Origin of the sequence: Butyricimonas hominis (genome assembly GCF_014287455.1) — a bacterium.
GTDB lineage: Bacteria > Bacteroidota > Bacteroidia > Bacteroidales > Marinifilaceae > Butyricimonas > Butyricimonas muris.
In genome coordinates this window covers 572,821-596,565 of record NZ_JACOOH010000002.1, presented here as the reverse complement: position 1 = coordinate 596,565, position 23,745 = coordinate 572,821, and the positions used below count along the sequence as shown (strand labels likewise).

Annotated in this window: 21 protein-coding genes and 1 pseudogene; 6 read left to right on the top strand and 16 right to left on the bottom strand. The window is 43.0% G+C overall.

Annotated elements, in window-relative coordinates:
- Nucleotides 1-50: 50 nt before the first annotated feature.
- Nucleotides 51-1,304 (top strand): imidazolonepropionase, encoded by a 1,254-nt coding sequence (gene hutI / locus H8S64_RS06165; RefSeq protein WP_186975370.1) that lies wholly within the window; start codon nucleotides 51-53, stop codon nucleotides 1,302-1,304.
- Nucleotides 1,305-1,452: 148 nt separating this feature from the next.
- Nucleotides 1,453-3,153: a glutamate formimidoyltransferase gene (ftcD, locus tag H8S64_RS06160; protein ID WP_099292445.1), complete on the top strand. Its 1,701-nt coding sequence runs from the start codon at nucleotides 1,453-1,455 to the stop codon at nucleotides 3,151-3,153.
- A gap of 129 nt (nucleotides 3,154-3,282) precedes the next feature.
- On the opposite strand, the gene H8S64_RS06155 is transcribed toward ftcD, so the two are convergent.
- The 10 genes and pseudogenes from H8S64_RS06155 to rimO form a co-directional block, all read right to left on the bottom strand.
- Complete coding sequence (locus H8S64_RS06155) at nucleotides 3,283-3,750, bottom strand: thioredoxin family protein (protein WP_186975369.1); 468 nt, start codon at nucleotides 3,748-3,750, stop codon at nucleotides 3,283-3,285.
- 205 nt (nucleotides 3,751-3,955) lie between these two features.
- A pseudogene (locus tag H8S64_RS22890) lies at nucleotides 3,956-4,084 on the bottom strand (arsenical-resistance protein); the annotation flags it as partial.
- On the bottom strand, nucleotides 4,069-4,383 hold the full coding sequence (locus H8S64_RS06150) for an ArsR/SmtB family transcription factor (protein WP_186975368.1): 315 nt from the start codon (nucleotides 4,381-4,383) through the stop codon (nucleotides 4,069-4,071). The pseudogene H8S64_RS22890 and the gene H8S64_RS06150, both read right to left, overlap by 16 nt.
- A 314-nt stretch (nucleotides 4,384-4,697) precedes the next feature.
- A complete protein-coding gene (locus tag H8S64_RS06145; RefSeq protein WP_099292441.1) occupies nucleotides 4,698-5,405 on the bottom strand; it encodes a LytR/AlgR family response regulator transcription factor in 708 nt (235 codons plus the stop codon).
- Nucleotides 5,402-6,460: a sensor histidine kinase gene (locus H8S64_RS06140; RefSeq protein ID WP_186975367.1), complete on the bottom strand. Its 1,059-nt coding sequence runs from the start codon at nucleotides 6,458-6,460 to the stop codon at nucleotides 5,402-5,404. Before H8S64_RS06140 ends, H8S64_RS06145 begins: the two co-directional genes overlap by 4 nt.
- Entirely contained in the window at nucleotides 6,457-7,536 is a 1,080-nt protein-coding gene (locus H8S64_RS22750; RefSeq protein ID WP_222621146.1) for a sensor histidine kinase, read from the bottom strand. Before H8S64_RS22750 ends, H8S64_RS06140 begins: the two co-directional genes overlap by 4 nt.
- A 34-nt stretch (nucleotides 7,537-7,570) precedes the next feature.
- On the bottom strand, nucleotides 7,571-9,952 hold the full coding sequence (locus tag H8S64_RS06130; RefSeq protein ID WP_186975365.1) for a TonB-dependent receptor: 2,382 nt from the start codon (nucleotides 9,950-9,952) through the stop codon (nucleotides 7,571-7,573).
- Nucleotides 9,953-10,074: 122 nt separating this feature from the next.
- Complete coding sequence (locus H8S64_RS06125) at nucleotides 10,075-10,674, bottom strand: nitroreductase family protein (protein ID WP_099292437.1); 600 nt, start codon at nucleotides 10,672-10,674, stop codon at nucleotides 10,075-10,077.
- A gap of 162 nt (nucleotides 10,675-10,836) precedes the next feature.
- A complete protein-coding gene (locus H8S64_RS06120) occupies nucleotides 10,837-13,020 on the bottom strand; it encodes a sodium-translocating pyrophosphatase (RefSeq protein WP_099292436.1) in 2,184 nt (727 codons plus the stop codon).
- A gap of 131 nt (nucleotides 13,021-13,151) precedes the next feature.
- Nucleotides 13,152-14,438 carry a 30S ribosomal protein S12 methylthiotransferase RimO gene (rimO, locus tag H8S64_RS06115; protein ID WP_186975364.1) on the bottom strand — a complete coding sequence of 429 codons (1,287 nt, stop codon included), beginning with the start codon at nucleotides 14,436-14,438 and terminating at the stop codon, nucleotides 13,152-13,154.
- A 118-nt stretch (nucleotides 14,439-14,556) separates the two neighbouring features.
- On the opposite strand from rimO, the gene H8S64_RS06110 reads away from it, so the two are divergent.
- From H8S64_RS06110 to H8S64_RS06095, 4 genes are all read left to right on the top strand, one after another.
- A complete protein-coding gene (locus H8S64_RS06110) occupies nucleotides 14,557-15,117 on the top strand; it encodes a Crp/Fnr family transcriptional regulator (protein ID WP_099292434.1) in 561 nt (186 codons plus the stop codon).
- Between the two features lie 82 nt (nucleotides 15,118-15,199).
- Nucleotides 15,200-15,868 carry an HAD family hydrolase gene (locus H8S64_RS06105; protein ID WP_186975363.1) on the top strand — a complete coding sequence of 223 codons (669 nt, stop codon included), beginning with the start codon at nucleotides 15,200-15,202 and terminating at the stop codon, nucleotides 15,866-15,868.
- 100 nt (nucleotides 15,869-15,968) lie between these two features.
- The gene (locus H8S64_RS06100) at nucleotides 15,969-17,804 is read left to right on the top strand and encodes a YgiQ family radical SAM protein (protein ID WP_186975362.1); all 1,836 of its coding nucleotides are present in this window, start codon (nucleotides 15,969-15,971) and stop codon (nucleotides 17,802-17,804) included.
- 142 nt (nucleotides 17,805-17,946) lie between these two features.
- Nucleotides 17,947-18,567 carry a tetratricopeptide repeat protein gene (locus H8S64_RS06095; protein ID WP_186975361.1) on the top strand — a complete coding sequence of 207 codons (621 nt, stop codon included), beginning with the start codon at nucleotides 17,947-17,949 and terminating at the stop codon, nucleotides 18,565-18,567.
- Here H8S64_RS06095 and H8S64_RS06090 read toward each other — a convergent pair.
- The 6 genes from H8S64_RS06090 to H8S64_RS06065 all read right to left on the bottom strand — a co-directional run bounded on the left by H8S64_RS06090 (nucleotide 18,558) and on the right by H8S64_RS06065 (nucleotide 23,629).
- On the bottom strand, nucleotides 18,558-19,703 hold the full coding sequence (locus H8S64_RS06090; RefSeq protein WP_186975360.1) for a hypothetical protein: 1,146 nt from the start codon (nucleotides 19,701-19,703) through the stop codon (nucleotides 18,558-18,560). The two genes, H8S64_RS06095 and H8S64_RS06090, sit on opposite strands and share 10 nt — an antisense overlap.
- Nucleotides 19,704-19,815: 112 nt before the next feature.
- Nucleotides 19,816-20,583: a tetratricopeptide repeat protein gene (locus H8S64_RS06085; protein ID WP_186975359.1), complete on the bottom strand. Its 768-nt coding sequence runs from the start codon at nucleotides 20,581-20,583 to the stop codon at nucleotides 19,816-19,818.
- A gap of 112 nt (nucleotides 20,584-20,695) precedes the next feature.
- Nucleotides 20,696-21,169, bottom strand: a complete 474-nt coding sequence (locus H8S64_RS06080) for a GAF domain-containing protein (RefSeq protein WP_099292430.1) — start codon at nucleotides 21,167-21,169, stop codon at nucleotides 20,696-20,698.
- A gap of 89 nt (nucleotides 21,170-21,258) precedes the next feature.
- Nucleotides 21,259-22,710 (bottom strand): aminoacyl-histidine dipeptidase, encoded by a 1,452-nt coding sequence (locus H8S64_RS06075; RefSeq protein WP_186975358.1) that lies wholly within the window; start codon nucleotides 22,708-22,710, stop codon nucleotides 21,259-21,261.
- Between the two features lie 89 nt (nucleotides 22,711-22,799).
- Nucleotides 22,800-23,216, bottom strand: coding sequence for a MarR family winged helix-turn-helix transcriptional regulator (locus H8S64_RS06070; RefSeq protein WP_099292428.1), 417 nt, complete (start codon nucleotides 23,214-23,216; stop codon nucleotides 22,800-22,802).
- 83 nt (nucleotides 23,217-23,299) lie between these two features.
- On the bottom strand, nucleotides 23,300-23,629 hold the full coding sequence (locus tag H8S64_RS06065) for a DUF1904 family protein (protein ID WP_099292427.1): 330 nt from the start codon (nucleotides 23,627-23,629) through the stop codon (nucleotides 23,300-23,302).
- Nucleotides 23,630-23,745: the final 116 nt, after the last annotated feature.

The following is a 23,745-nucleotide window of genomic DNA, read 5'->3' as shown; positions in this document are numbered from 1 at the left end:
ATTCAAGGTTTTTAATACTTTCGTTCCCAAATGATATAAACACGAAAAGGATGAAAACATTAATTATCAACATAAAGCAACTCGTTCAGGTTGAGGAAGAACCGCGTAAATGGGTTGCGGGTGCCGATATGGCGAAATTAGGCATGATTGATGATGCCTACCTTCTAATCGATGGTGATCGCATCGAGGCTTTCGGGAAAATGAGCGAATTGAATCAAGACGCTATTTACGAGAATACCGACACGGTACAGGAAGTTGACGCGACCGGTCGTCTTGTGTTGCCCGCTTATTGCGATTCACACACGCATCTCGTGTACGCGGGAAGTCGCGAGATCGAGTATATCGACAAAATCAAGGGACTCTCTTACGAGGAAATCGCTAAAAGAGGCGGTGGTATATTAAATTCTGCCGAGCGTATCCGCAAAGCTTCCGAGCAGGAATTATTTGATTCCGCTTACGCCCGTTTGCAAGAAATCGCTTCACTGGGAACCGGAGCCGTGGAAATCAAGAGTGGTTACGGGTTGGATACCGAGAGTGAACTCAAGATGTTGAGAGTAATTAAACGCCTGAAAGAAGAAACTCCTTTAACTATAAAATCCACGTTCTTGGGGGCTCATGCCGTGCCGTTGGAATACAAAGGACGACAGACCGAATACGTGGATTTGATTATTAACGAAATGATTCCGGCAGTGGCGGCAGAAGATTTGGCCGATTATATCGACGTGTTCTGCGACAAAGGATTCTTTACCGTGGAAGACACGGACAGAATGTTGAATGCCGGAATGAAGTACGGAATGCGGGCGAAGATACACGCTAACGAACTGGACTACTCGGGTGGTATCCAAGTCGGGGTAAAATATAACGCCCTTTCAGTCGATCACCTCGAATACGTGGGTGAAGAGGAAATAGCCGCGCTGAAAGGAAGTGAAACCATGCCGACCGTGTTACCGGGTGCCGCGTTCTTTTTGAATATGCCCTACTCTCCCGTTCGGGCGATGATAAACGCAGGGTTGCCGGTAGCCTTGGCTTCTGATTTTAACCCGGGCTCCTCTCCTTCCGGAAACATGAAATTCGTGATGTCACTCGGGTGTGTCAACTACAAGATGCTTCCCGAAGAGGTGATAAACGCTACAACCATAAATTCGGCTTATGCCATGGGAGTTGAAGACGAACTCGGCAGTATCGCCGTGGGTAAAAAAGCCAATTTCTATATCACTGCCCCGATCACGGGAATCGAGTATCTCCCCTACGCTTACGGAAGCGACTTGGTGGAAGCCGTGTTCTTGAACGGGGAACAAATCTGACGCGTTATGCCGTATTCACATTACAAGAAAGTATGGATTCGGAAAGCGTACAGGATACGTTACCCGTAGTCGATTATATGATTTCCGATTTTGTGATTAGGTGATTCTGAATATTTTATAAATAGTAATTTTCAATTTAAACAAGGATATGAAAAAGTTAATAGAATGCGTTCCGAATTTCAGTGAAGGGAACGATATGCACATTATTGACCAGATTACGGCAGAGATCAAGGCTGTTGAAGGTGTTAGTCTGATTGACGTGGACCCCGGTAAGGCAACCAATCGCACGGTAGTGACCATGGTAGGTACGCCGGAAGAAGTTTGCGAAGCCGCTTTCCGCGCGGTAAAGAAAGCCTCTGAACTGATTGATATGAAAAAACATAAAGGAGCGCATCCTCGTTTCGGGGCAACTGACGTGTGTCCTTTAGTGCCCGTGTCCAATATTACCATGGAAGAAACCGTGGAATACGCTCGCGCTTTGGCAAAACGTATCGGGGAAGAATTGAATATTCCGGTATATTGCTACGAGAACGCCGCTTTTACCCCGGAAAGAAGAAATCTGGCTACTTGCCGTGCCGGGGAATACGAGGCTTTGGGCGAACGTTTGAGCAGCGAGCAATGGCATCCTGATTTCGGTCCCCGCGAATTGAACGAATGGACGGCAAAAACTGGGGCAACAGCCGTGGGAGCACGTAATTTCCTAGTTGCTTACAACGTGAACCTGAACACGACTTCTACCCGTCGTGCCAACGCTATCGCTTTTGACGTGCGCGAACGCGGACGTGCCAAGAGAGAAGGCAATCCTATCACCGGGAAAATCGTGAAAGACGAGAAAGGTAAAAATGTGATGATTCCCGGAACATTGAAATCCGTGAAAGCCATCGGCTGGTTTATCGAGGAATACGGTATCGCCCAAATTTCCATGAACCTGACCGATATTTCCGTGACTTCAGTGCACGAGGCATTTGACGAAGTATGCCGGAAAGCACAAGATCGCGGTATTCGTGTAACGGGTTCCGAGTTGGTAGGTGTAATTCCGTTGAAAGCCATGTTGGATGCCGGACGTTATTTCCTGCGCAAACAACAACGCTCTACCGGAGTTTCCGACAAGGAGTTAATCAAGATTGCCGTGAAGTCTTTGGGGTTGGATGAACTTTATCCTTTCGAACCGAGAAAGAAAATTATCGAATATATTCTGGAAGACGAGATGAATCAAGGAAAGAAGTTCCTGATTGATATGAACCTTCGTGAATTTGCTGACGAAACGGCTTCCGAATCTCCCGCTCCCGGTGGTGGTTCTATTTCCGCTTACATGGGTGCTCTGGCTTCTTCATTGGCTACCATGGTGGCTAACCTCTCCTCTCACAAACGCGGTTGGGATGAACGTTGGGAAGAATTCAGCAATTGGGCAGAAAGAGGAAAGGCTTATCAAGTTGAGTTAATCAAAATGGTTGACGAGGATACCAACGCTTTCAACCGTATCATGGATGCCTTCGGATTACCCAAAAAATCGGAAGAAGAAAAAGCCGCTCGCCATCAAGCTATCCAAGACGCAACCAAATTCGCTACTGAAGTTCCTTTCAAGACGATGATGCTTTGCTTCGAGTGCATGGAAGTCGTGAAAGCTATGGCTGAAATCGGTAATCCTAATTCAGTAACAGATGCCGGGGTTGGAGCTTTGGCTGCCCGTTCCGGGGTAATCGGTGCCTTCCTCAACGTGAAGATCAACGCTGCCGGATTGGATGATAAAGAGTATGCTAACGACATCATTTCCAGAGGTGAAAGAGTGGTCGAACTGGCAAAACAAATGGAAACCGATATTCTGAATATCGTGAACTCCAAGATTTGATTTCAAGTAAATAACATATAAAGATAGCTAGTTCGTTATGAACTAGCTATCTTTATATGCTCTTATCAGGGAAATACCCAAAGAATCCCGAAGTATTCGGTAAGAAATAAGGGACGAGGATATTGTCCGTTATTCCTGAATGAAAAATTGTTTACTCAAATCATCTGCCGAGATATAGCCTTCATGACGATAATATTCTTTCCCATTTTTGTCAAGTAATATTTGAGCCGGAATAGTTACGATTCCAAAATATTTCACGATATCTTTATTCGCGGGAAGAGTCACGTTAATAAACACGGTATTTACTTTGCTTGAATAGCGTTCCCGCACTTCCTCCATGACTTTCTCCATTAGTTTGCAAGAATGACAGGTAGTTGCCCCAAATTCTAAAAAAGTGACTTGATAATCATTGTCATTCCGGTTGTAATTGTATCGTTTGATGATTGTATCGGCTATCGCTTCATGTTTTATATCCGTACTATTTTTCGTTTGTATCCCCGATAGAAAACGACTAATATTTCCCCTTAGAAGAAATAAACTTCCCAATAACACGAGAACGCTGATAATATATATATAACTTTGAATACGTGATTTCATTATTGATTCATTTAATGTGAACTTGGCATACATTGCTCTGCCTTTACTCTATACTTTCTCTACACCATAGACGTAGCATGAACGAAGCATCTTCGCTGATTTGCCTTCATGGTATGTTTCAACAGTGTTTCTACTCTAAAGATAGTCGGGACAAACCATAGCCCGCCGCTTGCGTGCGGGTAAGCTAATGATATTCCTCTTTTGTTCATATCTTGATAGTGTTACTCCCTACCACAGGGAACCACCTTTTAGTTCGGTTTGCCATTCGTACCAAAGCAAGCATAACCGGAACTTCGACAAGTACGCCGACAACGGTCACTAAAGCCGCACCCGATTACACTCGCAAAAGAAATTCGCGAATAATCTACTTGCTAAAGCCCAATTCTCCCGGTTGATACAATACTTCACCTTGGGAGTTTCAATTTCTCCTTGTATTAAACCCGCTTCTTTCAGTTCTTTCAAGTGCTGGGAAACAGTCGCTTTCGCGATAGGTAATTCCTCGTGAATATCTCCAAAATAGCAATTCTCCTGCCCTGCAAGGAAATCAAGAATCGCCATTCTTGCCGGATGCCCCATTGCCTTGGCAAAACGGGCTACCTGTATTTGTTCGTCCGAGTATTTCTTATTTTCCATTCTTTAGATTGTTTGTTATTCGTAAATCTACGAACAATACGTGAAAACTCCAAATAAAATCGCAAAATAATAAATATCGTATATATACGATAGTCTGAAAATCTCACGTGTAAAGGTTACCATTCTCCCCAAGTAGGCTCCTTCATTCGATGTTCTACCATTGTTGAGCCGTTGTAGATATACCCCGAAGCGTTTCTACACTGTATTTACAACAAACGTGCAACCACATTACAACTCAAGTGTTGCCCGTTTGCATCACGATATTATCGGGATAACTCTAGGACAAACGCACGAAAACGTTTTTTACCTTGAATTTATCCCCTCTTCATAAACGTATCGAAAAATGAATCCCGGTACGTGTTGCCTATCGCTATTTCGTAATTCCCGATAAAGATGTCGTTATTGTCGAAAGAGTCAATATGATTCGTGTTCACGATATATGATTTATTTACCCGTAGGAAGTCTTTTTTAGGCAGGAGTTCATATGTCGTTTTCAAGTTCATCCGGGTAATAATACGCTGGTCTGCCAGTTGGATAATCACGTAATCTTTCAGTCCCTCGATAAAAAGTATATCTTTGAAATTCACTTTGAAATAACGGCGATCGGACTTCACGAAGAAAAATTCATTATCTACCGGTTCGATATTCTCTTTTTCTTCCTGCAACAAGAGTGCATGGTATATCATCGCTTTTTCCACGGCTTTTTGGAAACGTTCTGCCTCCACGGGTTTCACCAGATAATCAATAGCATCCACCTCGTAGCTGTCCAAGGCATACTCCGTGTACGCGGTAGTGAAAATGACCAGAGTCCTCCGGGGAATCGCCCGGGCAAATTCAATCCCCGTGATGCCCGGCATTTGGATATCCAAAAATACCAGATCAACGGGGTTGTCCTCCATAAACCGGGAAGCGGACAATGCATTATTAAATGTCCCCGTCAATTTCAATCGCGTGTTCTCCCCTGTCAATAATTCTATAGCTTCTCTTGCCAACGGTTCATCATCTACAATAATACAATTCATAATATCAGGTGTAAATTTACAGTGTATGTTTTTTCGTCTTCTTGAATTTCCAAAGAATGGTTACCCGGGAATAACAATTCCAACCGACGTTTTATATTTTTCAATCCCAACCCTCCCACTTCAGCGCGTTCCGGTGCTATTGCAGGCTTCGAATTTTGGCAGCGGAATATCAAACGATCGTCCGTCACTTCAAAAGAAAGGTAGACAAACGACTTGTTTTCCGTGTCCGGATTATGCTTCACGGCATTTTCCACGAAAGGGATAAACAACAATGGCGGTAGCCAAAACTGCTCCATTTTTCCCTCTTTCATAATCAGGTATTCGAAATTATCCCGCCGCACTTTCTCCAAATTCAGGAAATCACTCAAGAATTGAATCTCCGAGTTCAATGATACTTTCTCTTTGGTACTGTCATTTATCTGGTAACGCAGCAAGTCTTTCAAACGAAACAGTACGCGGGAAGCCTCTTTCGGGTTCTTGCGGAGCAGCACGTTGGCATTATTCAGCATATTGAACAAGAAATGAGGGTTGATTTGTTTCTTCAGAAATTTCAGTTCCGACTGCAAAGTGGAAGAAGCCAATTCATCCACTCTCTGATTATATTCTATCCAGTATTTTATAAGTAGCAAGGTTGACGAACCGAATGTAAGCAGCCCGATTGATATCATTGAAGAAACAAGATTCAACACGATATACCGGTTATACACGGGATCTGTTTGATAGAGATTATAAAAACTGGATTGCAAAACGGATATAATCAGGATAGCAAACAGTATCATACCGACAACGGATAATATATAGCTGGAAATACGATCTCTCATAAGGAAACGGGGTGCAAGGAGATAAAGATTGCAATACACGTCCAAATTAAGCACGAGATAGAACCCGATAAAACAGTAGAGCCGTTCCCGCGTGGCAAGTACCTCTCCCGACAGGTCGGCAAAAACACTCGACGATATGCAGATAAGTGTCAACTGCAATAACAGATGCCTGTGTACCCGGAACTTGGGGGATGACAGGAAATCAGGTATACTTCGGTCTATGTCTTTTATCATGATTCCGGCTGTTTTAACGTTAAATGAATGGAATTTTCAGCGAGGGCTAACGAATAATCGGTTTTGTACAAGAAAGCCAAGCGTTGTTTTATTCTTGAAAGATCGCCTTCCCCGGGAATTGTTTCGCGATCGTGTTCGCAAACAAATTCAACCTGTTTCTTATCCGCTTTAAAATCCAAGTGAAGCACTCCCTGTTGGTTCCCTTTGTATATTTGCATCACGCACCACTGCACGAAAGGGATAAATAATAAAGGTGGGATAAACACCCGCCTGACCTCTCCTTCCGATGAAATCCGGTATTCGAATTGCCGTGAATATATTTGCTCCAGTGACAGGTAATTGCCTAGAAAACGAATTTCAGCATCCAGCAATACCGTGCCGCGGCTACAATCATACAACTGGTATCTCAGGAGTTGACTCAATTTGAATAGCATACGGGAAGATTCCTCCGGCTCCGTGTTTGCCAAACGTCCGGTTTTATCCAGAATGTTGAACAATAATTGCGGGTTCACCTGTTCTTTCAATTGCTCCACTTCCGATTGAATATGCATCTTCTCCAACCGGCTCACGTGTTGGTTTTCCAGCATCCAATATTTCAGCAGCACGGTGATAGACCCACCCACCAAACAGAGAGAGATGGTGGTAAAAGAAGATATATTGTTTATCAAGGATACCGGACTGAGATAGTTCATTCCCGCTTCTCCCAAGTATGAACGGGTAATATCCTCGATCAAGTTCTGCCCGCACAGAAGCAATATCACCGAGATAGCAACTCCTATACCGTACAACGTGTATTTCTTTTTTATCAGATACTTGGGAATCAGCACGTAAATATTGTAATAGACAACGACCAGATACGATAAGGCTGCAAACAAGGCTATCAGGTATAGTTTATCGCGCAACACGGGAATCCCGTGTTGAAAAACTATATACGTCTGGTTGAAAGAAACCGAAGCGATAGCCACGATCAGGAGAGCGTGCCGCCAAACCTTAGCCTTCGGGTTTATCAATATATGATGCAGCAGCTTCTGCCCTTTCGTGTTCAAATTCATGATTCGATATTTGTTTATTTCCACGCGTACAAATGTAATACCTTATCTCTATAAATTTTTAAAATTCTAACTTATAACTAATGTTCGGCAAAGCGGTTGCACTTCTCAACGGCTTGATCTCTCCCGTATTAAAGTTATACTCGTGACCGTAATATTCTTTACAACCCGTTGCATTCAAGCCTTTCAAGGCAAATTCATGAGAAACTTTTTTCTTGTTTATCTTGTAACTGATCGTGTAATTGACGATAAACATCGGCGAGAATTGTTTCGTGAATGCTTTCGTTTCATCATGTTGTACCACTTTATCGGGATCGTCAAGCGTTGCCACCCTGTCAACCGGACTATAACGATCCCCTCCCTGCATGGTCATTTTCAGATTGATTCCCAGTATATTCTGCTTGTCTTGTCCTAACATCCACTCTTTGCCGCTCAGACAATTGATAATAAATTGTCGGTTATATTTCGTGTTCCGCCATTTGCCGTCCCCTCCCTTGTATTTGGAACTGAAAAGCGAACCGGATATCATGTAGTAAACACCGTCATTCAAGTATCTTTCCAAGGTTACGTCTACCCCGAAGTTACGTCCCTTTCCCTTGTTCTTCAAAGCTTCCTCCACGTAGAAGTCCACACGGTTCAGCACGGAATAGGAACTATCGGCAATCACGGGAATATCAAATAGATGTTGGAAGTAAGGTTCAATCTTTAAATTCAAGTTATCGGATAACCTGCAACCATACGAAAGCATCACGTGATGCGCCTTCGAAAAATCCAAATCCTTGTTCACGGGTTCCGTACCCGTGCTTCGGGTACGCACGAAATAAACATCCATTTTTTCCATCCGGCTATGAAGCCCGTAAGCCAAGGCAAACGAGGCTTTCGGGGTAGCCTGCCATTTTATTCCGGCACGAGGCTCTACCGTCCAATGATTATTCAGCGTGAGTACCTGCGCATTAAGTCCCACGCTTAGGGTTACCCGGTCGCTCAGTCCGATGGATGAACTCGTGTACCCGGAGATCAGATTCGTGTTGCCGTCACCCTTGGATATCAATTCCAATGGTTGCATCGTGTACGGGCACAGGTTCATTTCCATGTCGTAGTACATCTTCGTGAAAGTAAAACCCGTTTTGTTGGTAAATTTTGCACTGAATTTCCGGTTCAATATGGCGGAGAAAATCAAGTTCGTGTTATTACGTACCAAATCCAGATTCGGGTACTTGTTCAAATCGAAATCATAGAAGTCAACAAATCCTTTATGCCTGAAATAAGTAGCGGCAACAATGGTTTTCAATCGCGTGTTATCGTTGAAGAAATAGCTGTGAGAGATGCCTCCCGCCACCATGTACTGACTTGTTTCGCTCTCCATCTGTTCGCCGAGATATTCCCATTCTTCGGGGTTCTTCTCGAATTCACTTTCGGATTTATCGAGCAGTCCGGTTCCCCAGACTGAAAAGGTTCCCGCTTTCCGTGTGGGAATGTTAAATTTGAAATTCAAGTCCTGATAATCCAGTATACCCCCGAAGTCAACAATACCCGCTTTCTCGAGTATCCCCGTCGTGGAATAGCGGTAATTGAATATATAAGAGGAATTATGTTTCTTTGTCAACGGGCCTTCCGAGGCAAAGTCCATACCGAGCAATCCGATTTGTATCGTGTTCTCCACTCGACGGTTATTCCCGTTTCTCAATTTCATGTCGAAAACACCGGACACGGCATTACTAAATTCGGCGGGAAAAGCCCCGGAAAAGAAATCCGAATTTCCCAACACGTGACTGCTTAACCCCGAAAGAATACCTCCCCCGAGAATTGATAAATCGGCAAAATGATTCGGGTTCGGTATCTCCACGTCCTCCAATCTCCATTGCAACAAGTGAGGAGCATTCCCGTGAATGGAAATCCCGTTCGTTGACATGGCAGGTGATACCCCGGCAAAAGAACTGACCAGACGCGCGGGATCGTCCATTCCCCCCGCGTATCGGCTTGCCTCTTCCACGCTCAGCATCCTCGCTCCCGTCGTTGCCATTTTATTTAACGGTTGCTCTTTATTCAGACTCGGACGTACCGTGACTTCGTCCAGTTCCCGTATAGCCTCTTTCAACGGAATGTTCAGAAACACTTCTTTAGAGGAAGTGACAAGTATTTCTTTAAAAATAGCGGATTCATATCCCACGAACGATGCCTGTATATCGTGACGCCCGACAGGTACATTTTTTATAATAAAATGTCCCGAACTATCCGTGATCGCTCCCGTTCCCGGTCTTCCCAGCAGAGCAACCGAAGCGTAAGCAATCGGATAACCCGAAGCCGCGTCCACCACGGTTCCCCGTATCGACCGCATCAAGACTTTTCGATTGTCTTGCCCGTTGAGCATTACCGGTGTTACCGCGAATAAAAAGAGTATGACTAATTTTGAAACTCGTGTAATAACTTCTGTCTTTTCCATAATCGGTTTTAATTAATTATGCTCCAAAAATAGATACAAGACAGAAGTCTTTCCGGAAGAATATACAAAGTACCCCGGTTTGTATACCAAACCGGGGTACTTTGTATAGATTCTGAAATTTGTTATTTAAAGATACGAACCCTTTCTTCCAACGGATTAAACTCTTTTTTCCCGGGTTCTTGCAACGGAATACCGAAAGGCATCTGTGCAACTAATTCCCAATTCTCGGGTAGTCCCCATTCCGCGATAACGGCTTCATCAATTAAAGGATTGTAATGTTGCAACGAAGCACCGAAGCCGGCATCCTCCAACATTGTCCAAATAGCTAACTGATGCATGGCAGAAGTATGTTGCGACCATATAGGGAATTTTTCATGATAGGTCGGGAATGCTTTTTGTAATCCCTCGACCACGGTACGGTCTTCAAAAAAGAGCACGGAACCATATCCCGCGGCAAATGATGTATCGACTTTCTTCTCGGTTGCCTTAAATGCTTCTTCTGAAACGATTTTACGCAATGTATCTTTCACGATATTCCATAATTTCAGGTGCTGTTCTCCTAATAATAAAACAACTCGTGTTGTTTGGGAGTTAAACGCGGAAGGGATATTCTTCACGGCAAACTTTACAATATCTTCTATCTCGCTATCAGTAATTAATGATTTATTTGTAATAGCGTAATAACTTCTTCTATGTGCTAAAGCTTCTTTTAATGTACTCATATCTCTTTCTTTTATTTTTTTACAAGATACGATTATTTTTCAAAAAAGTTAAGCCTTTCATGGTTTATCTTTTATCTGAAGTAAACGGACATAAAAATTGCCCAAGTATATTCATCACGTATACTTGGGCAAACACCAACTACTTGGATAGATAGTCGGAACTTAGAGAAGGCTATATGCACAAGTCACTCCTGCCATAACAATAGCGACCATACTCATCAATTTTATCAAAATATTCAAACTCGGTCCGGAAGTATCCTTAAACGGATCACCCACGGTATCTCCGATCACGGTAGCCTTGTGGTTATCGGAACCTTTACCCCCTAGATTGCCTTCTTCAATATACTTTTTAGCGTTATCCCATGCACCACCGGAGTTTGCCATAAAGATAGCGAGCACGAATCCGCTTCCCAAGCCCCCGGCCAACAAACCGATTACACCTGCAACACCGAAGATAAGTCCCATAGCCACAGGAATAATGATAGCCAGCAATGACGGGAAGATCATCTCATGTTGGGCGCCTTTAGTCGAAATCTCCACGCATTTAGCGTAATCCGGTTCTGCTTCTCCGGTCATGATACCCTTGATTTCACGGAATTGGCGACGTACTTCGTTTACCATTTTTTGTGCAGCCCGTCCGACGGCATTCATCGTCAGTCCACAGAATACAAATGCCATCATGGAACCGATAAAAATACCTGCCAACACGTTCGGGTTCATTAAAGTAACATCATAATGAATCATAAAATCCTGTAACGTTGCATCGGCCGTTCTTACCGTGTTTTCCCCGACTGTCAGAATCTCCTCTCCCATACGTAACAATCCAATTTTTATTTCCTCGATATAAGAGGCAATCAATGCTAATCCGGTCAAAGCCGCGGAACCGATAGCAAATCCTTTGCCTGTCGCCGCGGTTGTATTGCCTAAAGCATCCAATGCATCCGTACGATGACGAACTTCCTCGCCCAAATGACTCATTTCGGCATTCCCCCCCGCGTTATCGGCTATCGGTCCGTAAGCATCCGTTGCCAACGTGATACCCAAGGTAGAAAGCATTCCGACAGCAGCAATACCCACTCCGTACAATCCCATGGACATGTTGGAGAAGTCGAATTGTGACGCGAACAAAAATGAAAGTACAATACCCACCACGATCGTGAAAACCGGGATAGCCGTCGAAATCATACCCGTACCGATACCTTTAATAATCACGGTTGCGGGTCCGGTTTCCGAACTCTTGGCAATATCCTGCGTCGGTTTATAGGCATGTGAAGTATAATATTCTGTTCCTTTACCGATAATGATTCCCGTTATCAACCCGACAATCACGGATCCGCAAATCCAATAACTCAATCCCAATAAATAGATCACCAAGAAACTGGCGCCCACGATAAGAATTGAACTTACATTTATCCCCCGGTCAAGCGCTCTCAGTAATTGTTGTTGAGAAGCACCCTCTTTTGTTTTTACCATAAATATACCCAGCAACGATAAGATAACTCCAAAAGCGGCAATCAGCATCGGGGCCAGTATGGCGTTAAATTGCATATCCGCTTCCAGTCGGAACGCCGCGGCACCTAAAGCAGCCGTGGCAAGAATAGAACCGCAATACGATTCGTAAAGGTCTGCCCCCATACCAGCAACGTCCCCCACGTTATCCCCCACGTTATCTGCGATGGTCGCGGGATTACGAGGATCATCTTCCGGAATACCCGCTTCAACCTTACCCACGAGATCAGCACCCACGTCGGCCGCTTTCGTGAAGATACCTCCCCCCACTCTGGCGAACAGCGCCTGCGTCGATGCCCCCATACCAAAGGTCAACATGGTTGTCGTGATCACTATCGCTTTCTCCGTGGATGTAGCCTCTTCCACGAAATAATCGAGCAATAACCACCATAACGAAATATCAAGCAGAGCCAAGCCGACCACTACTAATCCCATTACCGCACCCGAACGAAAAGCAACTTTCAATCCATCGTTCAAACTTCTGCGTGCAGCATTTGCCGTCCTCGCCGAAGCATAAGTTGCGGTTTTCATCCCGATATAGCCTGCCAGACCGGAAAAGAAACCTCCGGTAAGAAAAGCAAACCATACCCACGGGTTTTGCAGCCCGGGACCGTACGCCATCCAAGCAAACAGAATACACAACACGAGGAACACCATACCCACGATCCGGTATTGTTGTCGCAAATAAGCCATAGCTCCCCTGCGGACATGTCCGGCAATACGTTTCATCGTGTCGGTTCCTTCCGACTCTTTCATCATCCCTTTAAAGAAAATCCTCGCGAACAGAAGTGCGATAACGGCACATGCCGGTACTATCCAAAATAGATTATTCAACATGGTATTTATATTTGTAGTTAGTAAAAAGTCATACAAAAAAATACTCATCAAAATTTCAATGAACCTCGATGAGTAAAAGTACGAATAAAAACGAAAAATTATTCTCCGTTTCTATATTTTTTATAAAATTTTTAGATTACGCCGTATAGTTCGAACGGTTCCGCACTCGTGATTTCCACTTCATAGAACTCTCCGACTTGTAAAGGACGGTCGGTTGTTACAAATACTTCCTGATCCACTTCCGGCGAATCGTATTGCGTGCGTCCCACGAAAAACTCGCCTTCCGTCCTATCTATCAATACGGTAAGTTTCTTCCCGATCCAACTTTGATTCAACGCCGCCGCCACTTCCAACTGTCTTTCCATTAATTCTTCCGCCCGCTTATTTTTTATTTCTTCAGCAACATCATCTTTATAATTCTTGTCGCAATAAGTATCATCCTCGTGCGAGTACGGGAATACCCCCAGACGTTCGAATTTCATCGTTTCCACGAAATCAATCAATTCCCGGTAGTCCTCTTCCGTTTCTCCCGGGTGTCCCACCATTAACGTGGTTCGCAAGGCTATTCCGGGTACTTCTTCCCGAATTTTATTGATGAGGTCTATGGTCTGTTGTTTTGTTACACCTCTTCGCATCTGTTTCAGCATGTGATCACTACAATGCTGCAAAGCAATATCCAGATATTTGCATACATTTTCGCACTCCCGCATCACGGGCAGCAACTCCATCGGGAACCCCGCCGGATAAGCGTAATGCAATTTTATCCACTTGATTCCCTTGATATCTGCAATTCGCTCCACCAACTCGGCAAGTCGATTTTTCCCGTACTTATCAATCCCGTAATAAGTAATATCCTGTGCCAACACCAATAGTTCCTTTACTCCTTGTTTAGCCAAACGTTCCGCTTCATCAACAATTTCCTCGAAAGGACGGGATTTGTATTCTCCCGTCATGATCGGAATGGCACAATAAGAGCATTTACGGTTGCATCCTTCCGATATCTTTAAATAGGCGTAATGCGGCGGTGTCGTCAAATGGCGTTCATTCCGAAGCTTTTCATCGTACTCTTTCCCAAGCTCCGCTAAAATACCCTTCCAGTCAAATTTCCCGAAATAAGCATCCACTTCCGGGATCTCTTTCTGTAATTCCGGCTCGTAACGTTGGGACAAACATCCCATAACAAATATCTTGTCCACCTTTCCCTCTTTCTTCAACTCCACCTGTTCCAGTATCGTGTTCACCGATTCTTCTTTCGCGTCCCCGATAAACCCGCAAGTATTGATTACAACAATCTTAGCCTTGGAATTCTCAACATCAACTTCAACACTATACCCTACTTTCTCCAATTGCTTCATCAACAACTCCGTATCCACGAGATTCTTGGAACACCCAAGACTTATAATATTTACTTTCTTCATTCTGCTTTCAAAATTTGCCGACAAAGGTAATATTTTTCATTTTCAATTTCTAATTCTGTATTTTAATTGACTTTCCGTATCTTTGTTAAATTCACCAGCTAATTTAAAGCTAACTGACATGAAGAATATAATAGAATCCATTATAAAAAAGTATCCTGTATCCCATGAAACGATAGAGGCATTGACTTCCCGTTTTGAAAAACACTTATTTCCCCGTAAATCCCATATTATAAAGGCAGACAAGCCCGACCGGAAAGTGTTTTTTATAGAATCGGGGCTCACGAGGTCTTATATCCTGTCTGACGGTAAAGAAATAACCACGTGGTTTTCCAAAGAGGGGGACTGGACTTACGGATCGTTGGACTTTCTAAAGAACAAGGTTGGTTTCGAGTATGTGCAGACTCTTGAAGAAACAATAGCATATTCCATTCCGATAGATACACTTAATGAGTTGTTCCGAACCAATGTCGAATTAGCTAATTGGGCTCGCGTTTCTCATCAAGATGCATTTCTGCTATTACAAGATTTACGTATCGAAAGGCTTACACTCCCCGCTAAAGAACGGTATGAAAAACTACTCCGGGATCTTCCCGGCTTGTGCAACAGGGTTAATTTAGGTTATATCTCCTCCTATCTCGGTATTACATTACCCACTCTAAGTAGAATACGAGGAGAATAAAGGTACGATTTTAATCTATCACAAATTTTTTCCGGTTTCTCGTTCCTATTTTTGCTTTTATAAACTATAAAAAGTAACGAGTATGAAAGAAATAAGAAAATTTGCTGACACGTGTAATGTTGTTATCTTTGATTTCGGTGGTGTCATTATGGATGTCGATGTTAATAAAACAGTTAAATCTTTTGAAGAACTCAATATCGACGGACTCGCTTATAATGACATTATAGCCGAGAACGGGTCGTTTTTCCGTGATCTCGAACTCGGGTTAATAACTCCTGCCGAATTCATTGATGAATTTCACGTGAATTTTCTGGCATCAAAAAACGTATCGGACGAGGATATTTGGAAGGCTTGGAACAATATGCTTCAGCCCTACAATAAAGAAAGAATAGAGTTGATTAAAACAATAAGAAAGCGTTATACAACCTGTATTTTCAGTAATACCAACTATCCTCACCGGAAAACATATAAAGCCATGTTCCGGGAGCAATTCGGGTATGATTTTGAAGACCTGTTCGACAAATACTTCTATTCAGATGAATTACATTTACGGAAACCCGATCCAAAAGCATACGAGCGGATCACGAAAGAACTTGCAATAGCCCCTCGCGAAATATTATTCATTGATGATAATCAAGCCAATATAGAACAAGCCAAGGCAAACGGATGGCAGGCTCATCTCTTGAAGAAGGGAGAAACGATTTCGGATATTTTTTATTTTGACAACCAAGAAGAAACAAACGAAATATAATTATTACAGAGACTTTCCGTATCTTTGCAACGAATTTCAAGCAAATGACTAAAGTTCGTGAAGAAATAACTTTATGAACTTTACAAACTTTATGAACCTTATGAACTACAACATACAGCAATGGTTACCGACAACCAAAAAAGAAGTTGAACAGCGGGGTTGGAATAGTATCGATGTAATTCTCTTTTCCGGAGATGCTTACGTGGATCATCCCTCTTTTGGGGCAGCAGTTATCGGACGCCTGTTGGAATCATTGGGTTTGAAAGTGGCTATCGTTCCCCAACCCAACTGGCAAGACGATTTACGGGATTTCAAGAAATTAGGGAAACCCAATTTGTTTTTCGGTATTAGTCCGGGATGCATGGATTCCATGGTCAATCATTACACGGCAGCCAAGCGTCGCCGTTCGGATGACGCCTACACGCCCGGTAATCGTAGCGGGGCACGTCCCGATATGCCCACCATCGTTTATACCCGTATATTAAAAGAGTTATTCCCGGATACTCCCGTCATTATCGGGGGAATTGAAGCATCATTGCGTCGCTTCACGCATTACGATTATTGGAAAGATACACTTAAACCCTCTATCCTTTTTGAAAGTCAGGCAGATATGCTCGTGTATGGCATGGGAGAAAAACCGCTTACCGAGCTTTGTCAAATGTTACGGAGAGGGATTCCTTTCCACAGTCTGACAAATATCCCACAAACCTGCGTGCTACGGGATAAGGAAGAAAAATACGCCACGAATAAAAGATGGCAAACCATTACTTTAGCGTCACACGAGGAATGCTTGACGGATAAAAAGAAATACGCCACGAATTTCCGGTATATCGAAGAAGAATCCAATAGTATTCACGCCGCCAAATTGATACAACCGATTGAGGACAAACTTATCATCGTGAACCCGCCCTATCCTCCCATGACCACGGACGAGATAGATGCCGTTTACGATCTCCCGTTCACCCGATTGCCTCACCCGAAATACAAGGACAAGGAAATACCGGCATACAACATGATCCGACATTCCATCACCCTGCATCGCGGATGTTTCGGGGGATGTGCCTTTTGCACGATCTCGGCTCATCAGGGAAAATTTATTGCTTCCCGTTCCGAACAATCCGTCTTGCGTGAAGTACAGCACGTGTGCGAGATGCCGGATTTCAAGGGAACCATATCCGACTTGGGGGGACCCTCTGCCAATATGTACGCGATGCGAGGCAAAGACTTGAACATTTGCGGACTGTGCAAACGTCCCTCCTGTCTGCACCCTACCGTGTGTAAAAATCTGAATACCGACCATTCGCACCTGTTACAGTTATATAATAAGGTGCGGCAAGAACCGCGAGTGAAACACTGTTTTATAGGTTCGGGCATCCGCTATGATCTGGTTATGCACCGCACGGGTAACAGAGAAGTAGACTCGACAAACCGGGAATACCTCGAAACGGTCATTAAACACCATGTTTCCGGGCGCTTTAAAGTCGCACCGGAGCACAGTTCCGACAACGTGCTGCATCTGATGCGCAAGCCCTCGTTCAAATTATTTCATGAATTGACAGCCCGCTTCAATGCGATCAATAAAAAAGAGCATTTAAAGCAACAAATCATACCTTATTTTATATCTTCTCACCCGGGATGCAGTCTCGTGGATATGGCAGAATTGGCCATCCAGACGAAAGAGCTGGATTTCCGCTTGGAACAGGTGCAGGATTTTACACCCACGCCCATGACATTAGCCACGGATATGTATTATTCCGGACTTCACCCCTACTCCTTGCGTAAGATTCAGTCTGCCAAGACAGAAACAGAGAAAAAACGTCAGAATATCTTCTTCTTCTGGTATAAAAGGGAATTCAAGGATGAAATTATCGGTATCTTGACGAAACTGAAAAGAAATGATATCGTAAAACGGTTATATTCAAATAAAAATAGATAATTATTTATTATTTCACGATTAATCATTAACTTTGAATCACGTAATTATAAAAACAAATATGCGCCACTATATCTGGATAATGTTATTTTTCATACTCACCTCGTGCTCACATCATCAAGCGGTGAAGAGTAATCGACGGGGTATGGATTACATTACCCGGGAACAACCCGGAAAGGCCTTACAGGAATTCAATAACGCCATCGCATTGGATCCGAATCTCTTTTCGGCTTACTATAACCGGGCTATTGCATTGGCAAACCTGAAACAACCCAAAGAAGCGCTGAAAGACATGAATTACGTGATTGCCAACGTACCCAATCATGCCATGGCATATTACAACCGGGGAATTATTCACGAGAATTTGGGCGAGGCTACTTTAGCGATACAGGATTACAGTCATGCCATTAACCTGCAACCCGATTTACTGGAAGCTTACCATTACCGGGGGATTGTACGTTACGGGATGAAGGATTTGGACGGCGCATTGGCAGATTACGAGAAAGCGATCTCGTTAGGTTTAAAATCAAGCGCCTTGTTCTTTAACCGGGGGGTTATCTTCCACCAAAAAGGACAATTAAGCAACGCTATCGAAAGTTACACCCGCTCCATACAAATAGACCCCTCGAACGCGAAAGCCTATTACAACCGGGCTATATCCAAGCTGGTCGTTGATAATTACAAAGAAGCCCTCGAAGATCTCGAAATCTCGAAACGCCTCGGATATCCCAAGGCGGCAGAAGTAATATCCCAATATTACCACTGATCGTATCGTTTCATCAGTAATTCACTAAATGCTTTGTTAGCGTGTTTACACAGCTTGTCCCGATCAAGGTCCCAGCACATATGAAATTCAGCATACCAAGACTTTTTCTTTTCTTGGAGTACTTCTATCCACATATCAGCGAATTCTTCTTCTGTAATATCGGCTATTTCTACAACCTCTTCATTCTCTTTGAAAGATTTAAAAAAATTGTCTGCCCATAATAGTATGAAATATTGTATGATCCCTCTCCTTTTCCCGCGTGTTTGGCGCAAATACAAATAGAGTATCTTCCCTATCCTGTCAAACACCGGTTCGTATTCAATATATTGTAAAGAAAACAAAAGCATCACTTGGACGCCCCTCGTCAATGGCTCGTCCCATTTTTCCTTTTGCAGATAATCCGGGACATTGCAATATTGCATACAGTCCATCACACCCAACTCGGTCATTTCCAGTCTTTGATATCCATATCTGATACACCATTCTATCGTGTCTTCTTGTTCCGAATTCGAGAGTAAATATCGCAAGCATAGTAATTTCCCGTGACCACTTAACGGTTCTATCAGTTTGATAAGAGTAACCTCCCATTCAGGTGTCATATTAAACAGTGCTATCCCGACATAGAATGTGAATTCTTCATGCTGGCTGAGCGTGGTCAGTAAATTCAAATCTTTCTTATTACGAAGCATACCCACAAAAAGAATACCCAGCTTCACCACTTCCCGGTCCGGTGCTTTTCGAACCATCCAGTAAATTAATTCTATAGCATTATATTCAATCCTTATCTTTCTATCAGACAATTTTTCAAAAAACTCATCCATGTACCCTATGATGTGATGATCTTTCACCATATTATAGAACTCGACCTTATCCTCAAGACGCGCATGTTTTGAATAATTATCGAATAAATAAATCAACCGGTCAATAAACTTTGAGTTTATCTTAGGGTCCTCTCTATCTATCAACGAGTAATCATTATACCCCGGGGTATAATCCTTCCAATGTAGGTTATTCTCGCTAACATCCGGTAAATATCTATCCTTCTCATTCTTGTCTTTCAAATGGGCTTTTACATGCTCGAAAATAGGCGGTCGTCCCTCCCATGGTAACTTACCGCTAAAAGAATCTGTTTTCATATCATTGAATTTTAAAATTCCTCACCAATTTGTTCAAAATTACAAAAAAAACGGCATAAAAAAAAGAAGGCTAAGTAAATCTTAGCCTTCTTCCTCTTTAGCAAGACTATCTTTAACTTTGAGGAGTTGTCAATTTTGTCATGGCGTCCTTTACTTCCTTTAGAACCTCAGGAGCTTCCACGTTCTTCGGGTCAGCACTCATGGCTTCAATCAAAAAACCTTGGGCTTTTTTAAACTCTGCCATTGCTTTTGCTTTTCCTGCTTCGTATTTATCATTTTCCTTGTTAGCGAAAGGAGTCGCTTCTTGAAGAATAGCGGCACCGTTATTAAAATACAAAGTACCTAAACTAACCAATCCTTGAGCTTTAAAACCTTTGTCACTCATGTTGGCTATTTTCTGGTAATTCTCGGCAGCCTTGGCAATATTATTCGCCTTTTGGAATTTCTGCCCTTCTTTCAAGAAATACACGGCATATGTTCTCATCAAAGCGGAATTCTGTCCCGGAGTCGCCTTGATACCTTCTTCCAGTGTTTTAATCATCTGGTCTGTTTTCTTCAAGTTCTTCTCGGCATCTGCTTTTCCGGCATAGGAATCTTTTAATTTGTATTTATTCGCGATAGACATCGTGAAATACTTCTCGGCAGCCACGTAATCTTTCAGTTTATTAGCACAAACAGCCACGTTGTAAACACTGGCGTCATCTTTAAAATCTATTGCTTTTAAATAATTCTCCCAATTGGTAAATGCTTCCTTGTAATTTTTTGCTTTCCATGCGGCATTTCCCGCATTCTTTAATTTACCTGCTTCTTCTTCCGTCGTTTGTGCTGCAAGTGTTCCCACAAAAAAGCTTACTAGAACAAATAAAAGTAGTTTTTTCATAATCCTCTGAGTTTTGTATTTTACGTGATAAATTTCATTATTCATGCCCCTAAGATAACACACTCTTAAGAAAAATCAAAAGCCTCTTAACTTATTTTTCACATTTATGAGTTCATTTTACGCTATCTGACTGATAAAGAAGTGACAAAATTTTCTTCAACCCAATCTCGTCTTCCTTGTCAAATGCCGATAAATGATCGCTATCCACGTCTAAACAACCGAAAATAACCCCTTTTTGATCTCTTAGCGGGATTACAATTTCACTTTTTGAAGCCGCATTACACGCGATATGTCCGGGAAACTCTTCCACATTATCCACGATAACGGTTTCTCCCGAATTAATAGCCGCCCAACAAACACCCCCGTTACGCAATTTCTGACAAGCCACGGGACCTTGGTATGAACGCACGATCAATTCTCCGTCTATCAACACGTACACCCCCGTCCAAAAAAAAGATTGCATCTTGTGATGCAACACCGCCTCCATGGTCGCCAGTCGAGCCCAGACATCTTCCGTCGACTGAATGTACTGCTTGATTTGTTCGTACAAACGATCGTATTTGGCTAGTTTCTTAGATTGATCCATATATTAATTTCTGATTTGCGAATTACGATTTATGATTCCGGAGAGCTACATCGCAAATCTGAAATCATAAATCGTAAATTAGAGCGTTATTAAAGTTTTTCCAAAATATCAACCAAATGCTGCCACCACATTTCCACAGTCTTGATATTTATCTTTTCGTCCGGCGAGTGTACGCCCCGTAAAGTCGGTCCGAAAGAAACCATATCCATGTTCGGGTATTTCTCGAGGAACAAACCACACTCCAACCCGGCATGGATAGAACGCACGATAGGTGCTTTGCCGAACAAACGTTTGTATGACTCCACTGCCACTTTTACCACGGGAGAATCCGGATTCGGAGCCCAACCGGGATAACCTTCTCCATGTTCGACCTTGGCTCCTGCCAGCGTGAATACGGACTCAACCATATTCGCGATATTGAATTTCTCCGAATTTACATCACTGCGCTGGGAAGTCGTGATTAAAATGTTGTTCGGTTCATTAAACCGGACTGCTGCCAGATTCGTGGATGTTTCCACCAATCCCGGCATACGATAACTCATGGAGAAAACCCCGTGCGGACATGCATACAATGAATTAAGCAATGCGTTAGTGCTTTTTGCCGTCAGCACTTCCGCGGGAACGTCTTCAGATTCCAATGCCAACTGTAAACCCGGCTCGGTAATCTTCCACACGTTTTCCATTTCCGCCGCGTAAACATTAAAATCCGCTCTCACGTTTTCACGATATTGATCTTCAAAGGTGATCACGGCAGAAGCCTCGCGAGCGATAGCGTTACGCAAATTCCCTCCCTCGAGAACAGAAACCCGTACTCCATACTTCCGGTTCAGATCCCACACGAACCGATTCAGTATTTTAATGGCATTTCCTCTACCTTTATTAATATCGTCACCGGAGTGACCTCCTTGTAATCCTTTTACCTGTATTTTCACGGCGAAAGAATTTGCCGGAGTCTTTTCCGTTTCGTATCCCATATTAATAACGGTATCGATACCTCCCGCGCAACCGATGAACATCTCTCCTTCATCTTCCGAATCAAGATTTAAAAGGATATTACCACTCAGGAAACCCGGTTGCAAAGCAAATGCACCTGTCAATCCGGTTTCCTCATCCACGGTAAACAAACATTCGATAGGACCATGAGCAATATCCGTAGAGGTCAACACGGCCATTTGCGCCGCCATACCGATTCCGTCGTCCGCACCCAAAGTAGTTCCTTTAGCGCGTACCCACTCCCCATCCACGTAAGGTAATATAGGATCTTTGTCGAAATCATGTATCGTATCGGAATTTTTCTCGCATACCATATCCATATGTGCTTGCAATATCACGGTCGGGGCATTCTCCCGTCCTTTTGTTGCCGGCTTCTTGATCAACACGTTTCCGGCATCATCTCTTTTTGCCTCTAAACCATGCTTGCTTGCCCAATCCAACATGTAAGCAATAATCTTTTCTTCTTTTTTAGAAGGGCGGGGAACTTGACAAATTTCTTCAAAATATCCCCAAACAGCTTCCGGTTTTAATCCTTGAAAAACACCCATAGTAATTTTAGATTTTAGATTTTAGATTTATGAATTTGGATTTGTAATTTCTTTTAATCGTAAATCGTAATTCATAAATCATAAATATATTATACATTCAGTTTCTTCAACACCCAAATGGCAGACTTCAACTCTTGCGAAGACAGGGTGAAACTCATGTCCGTGTGCACCTGCTCTTCTATCCGCTCCAACGCGTGACGGGAATCAATTCCTTTTTCCGTCAGAACGATAAAATTATTCCGCTTGTCCTCTTTGCACATTTTTCGTTGAACGTATCCTCTTTTCTGTAAGGTGTTCAACAATTTAGTGACATTATATTTGTCCTTTTGAAGTTGTTTGGAAATGGTTTGTTGGTTCACGTTATCTTTTGCCCACAACACCTGCAAAAGCTCGTATTGCTCCCGGCTGATATCATAACCGGCATTTTGAAAACTACGATTCAGCATTTTCGTGTAACCTCTTTCCGCCTTGCTCAAAAGGGCTACCAGTTCACTTAGTTCGGTCATAGTCGTTGCATTTTATACTATGCACAAACTTAATTATTTTTTCCGAAAATAAATACTTCAAGCAAGATTATTTCTCTCGAAAATTACTTGATAACCTCCCCGTTCTCGTAATATCGCTCCGGTGACAAGAAAGAAAAATAGACATCACTCTCCGGATATCCGGCTTCTTGTAAACTCTGGTACACGATCTTAGCTAAAGCATCCTGTTGTTCTTTCGGGCGTTCGAAATACTCGATCTTCACGAACGGATACGCCTGCAAATGCTCATCCCCGGACACAAAAGAGGAATGCACCACCTCCAATACAACCGTTTCCCGGGGACATCCCAAGGTACTTACAATCTCGGAAATCAACCGCTCGCCTACCCGAGCCAATTTCTCTTTTTCTATGGCATGAAATCTCAAAAAAGGCATAACTATTAATTGAAAATGCAGAATTGAAAATTGAAAATGATCCTCTATCCTGCAAGATTAAACATTTTAACTTCAATGGAATATTTTCATTATATCTCCCGTAAAGAAATAATTCT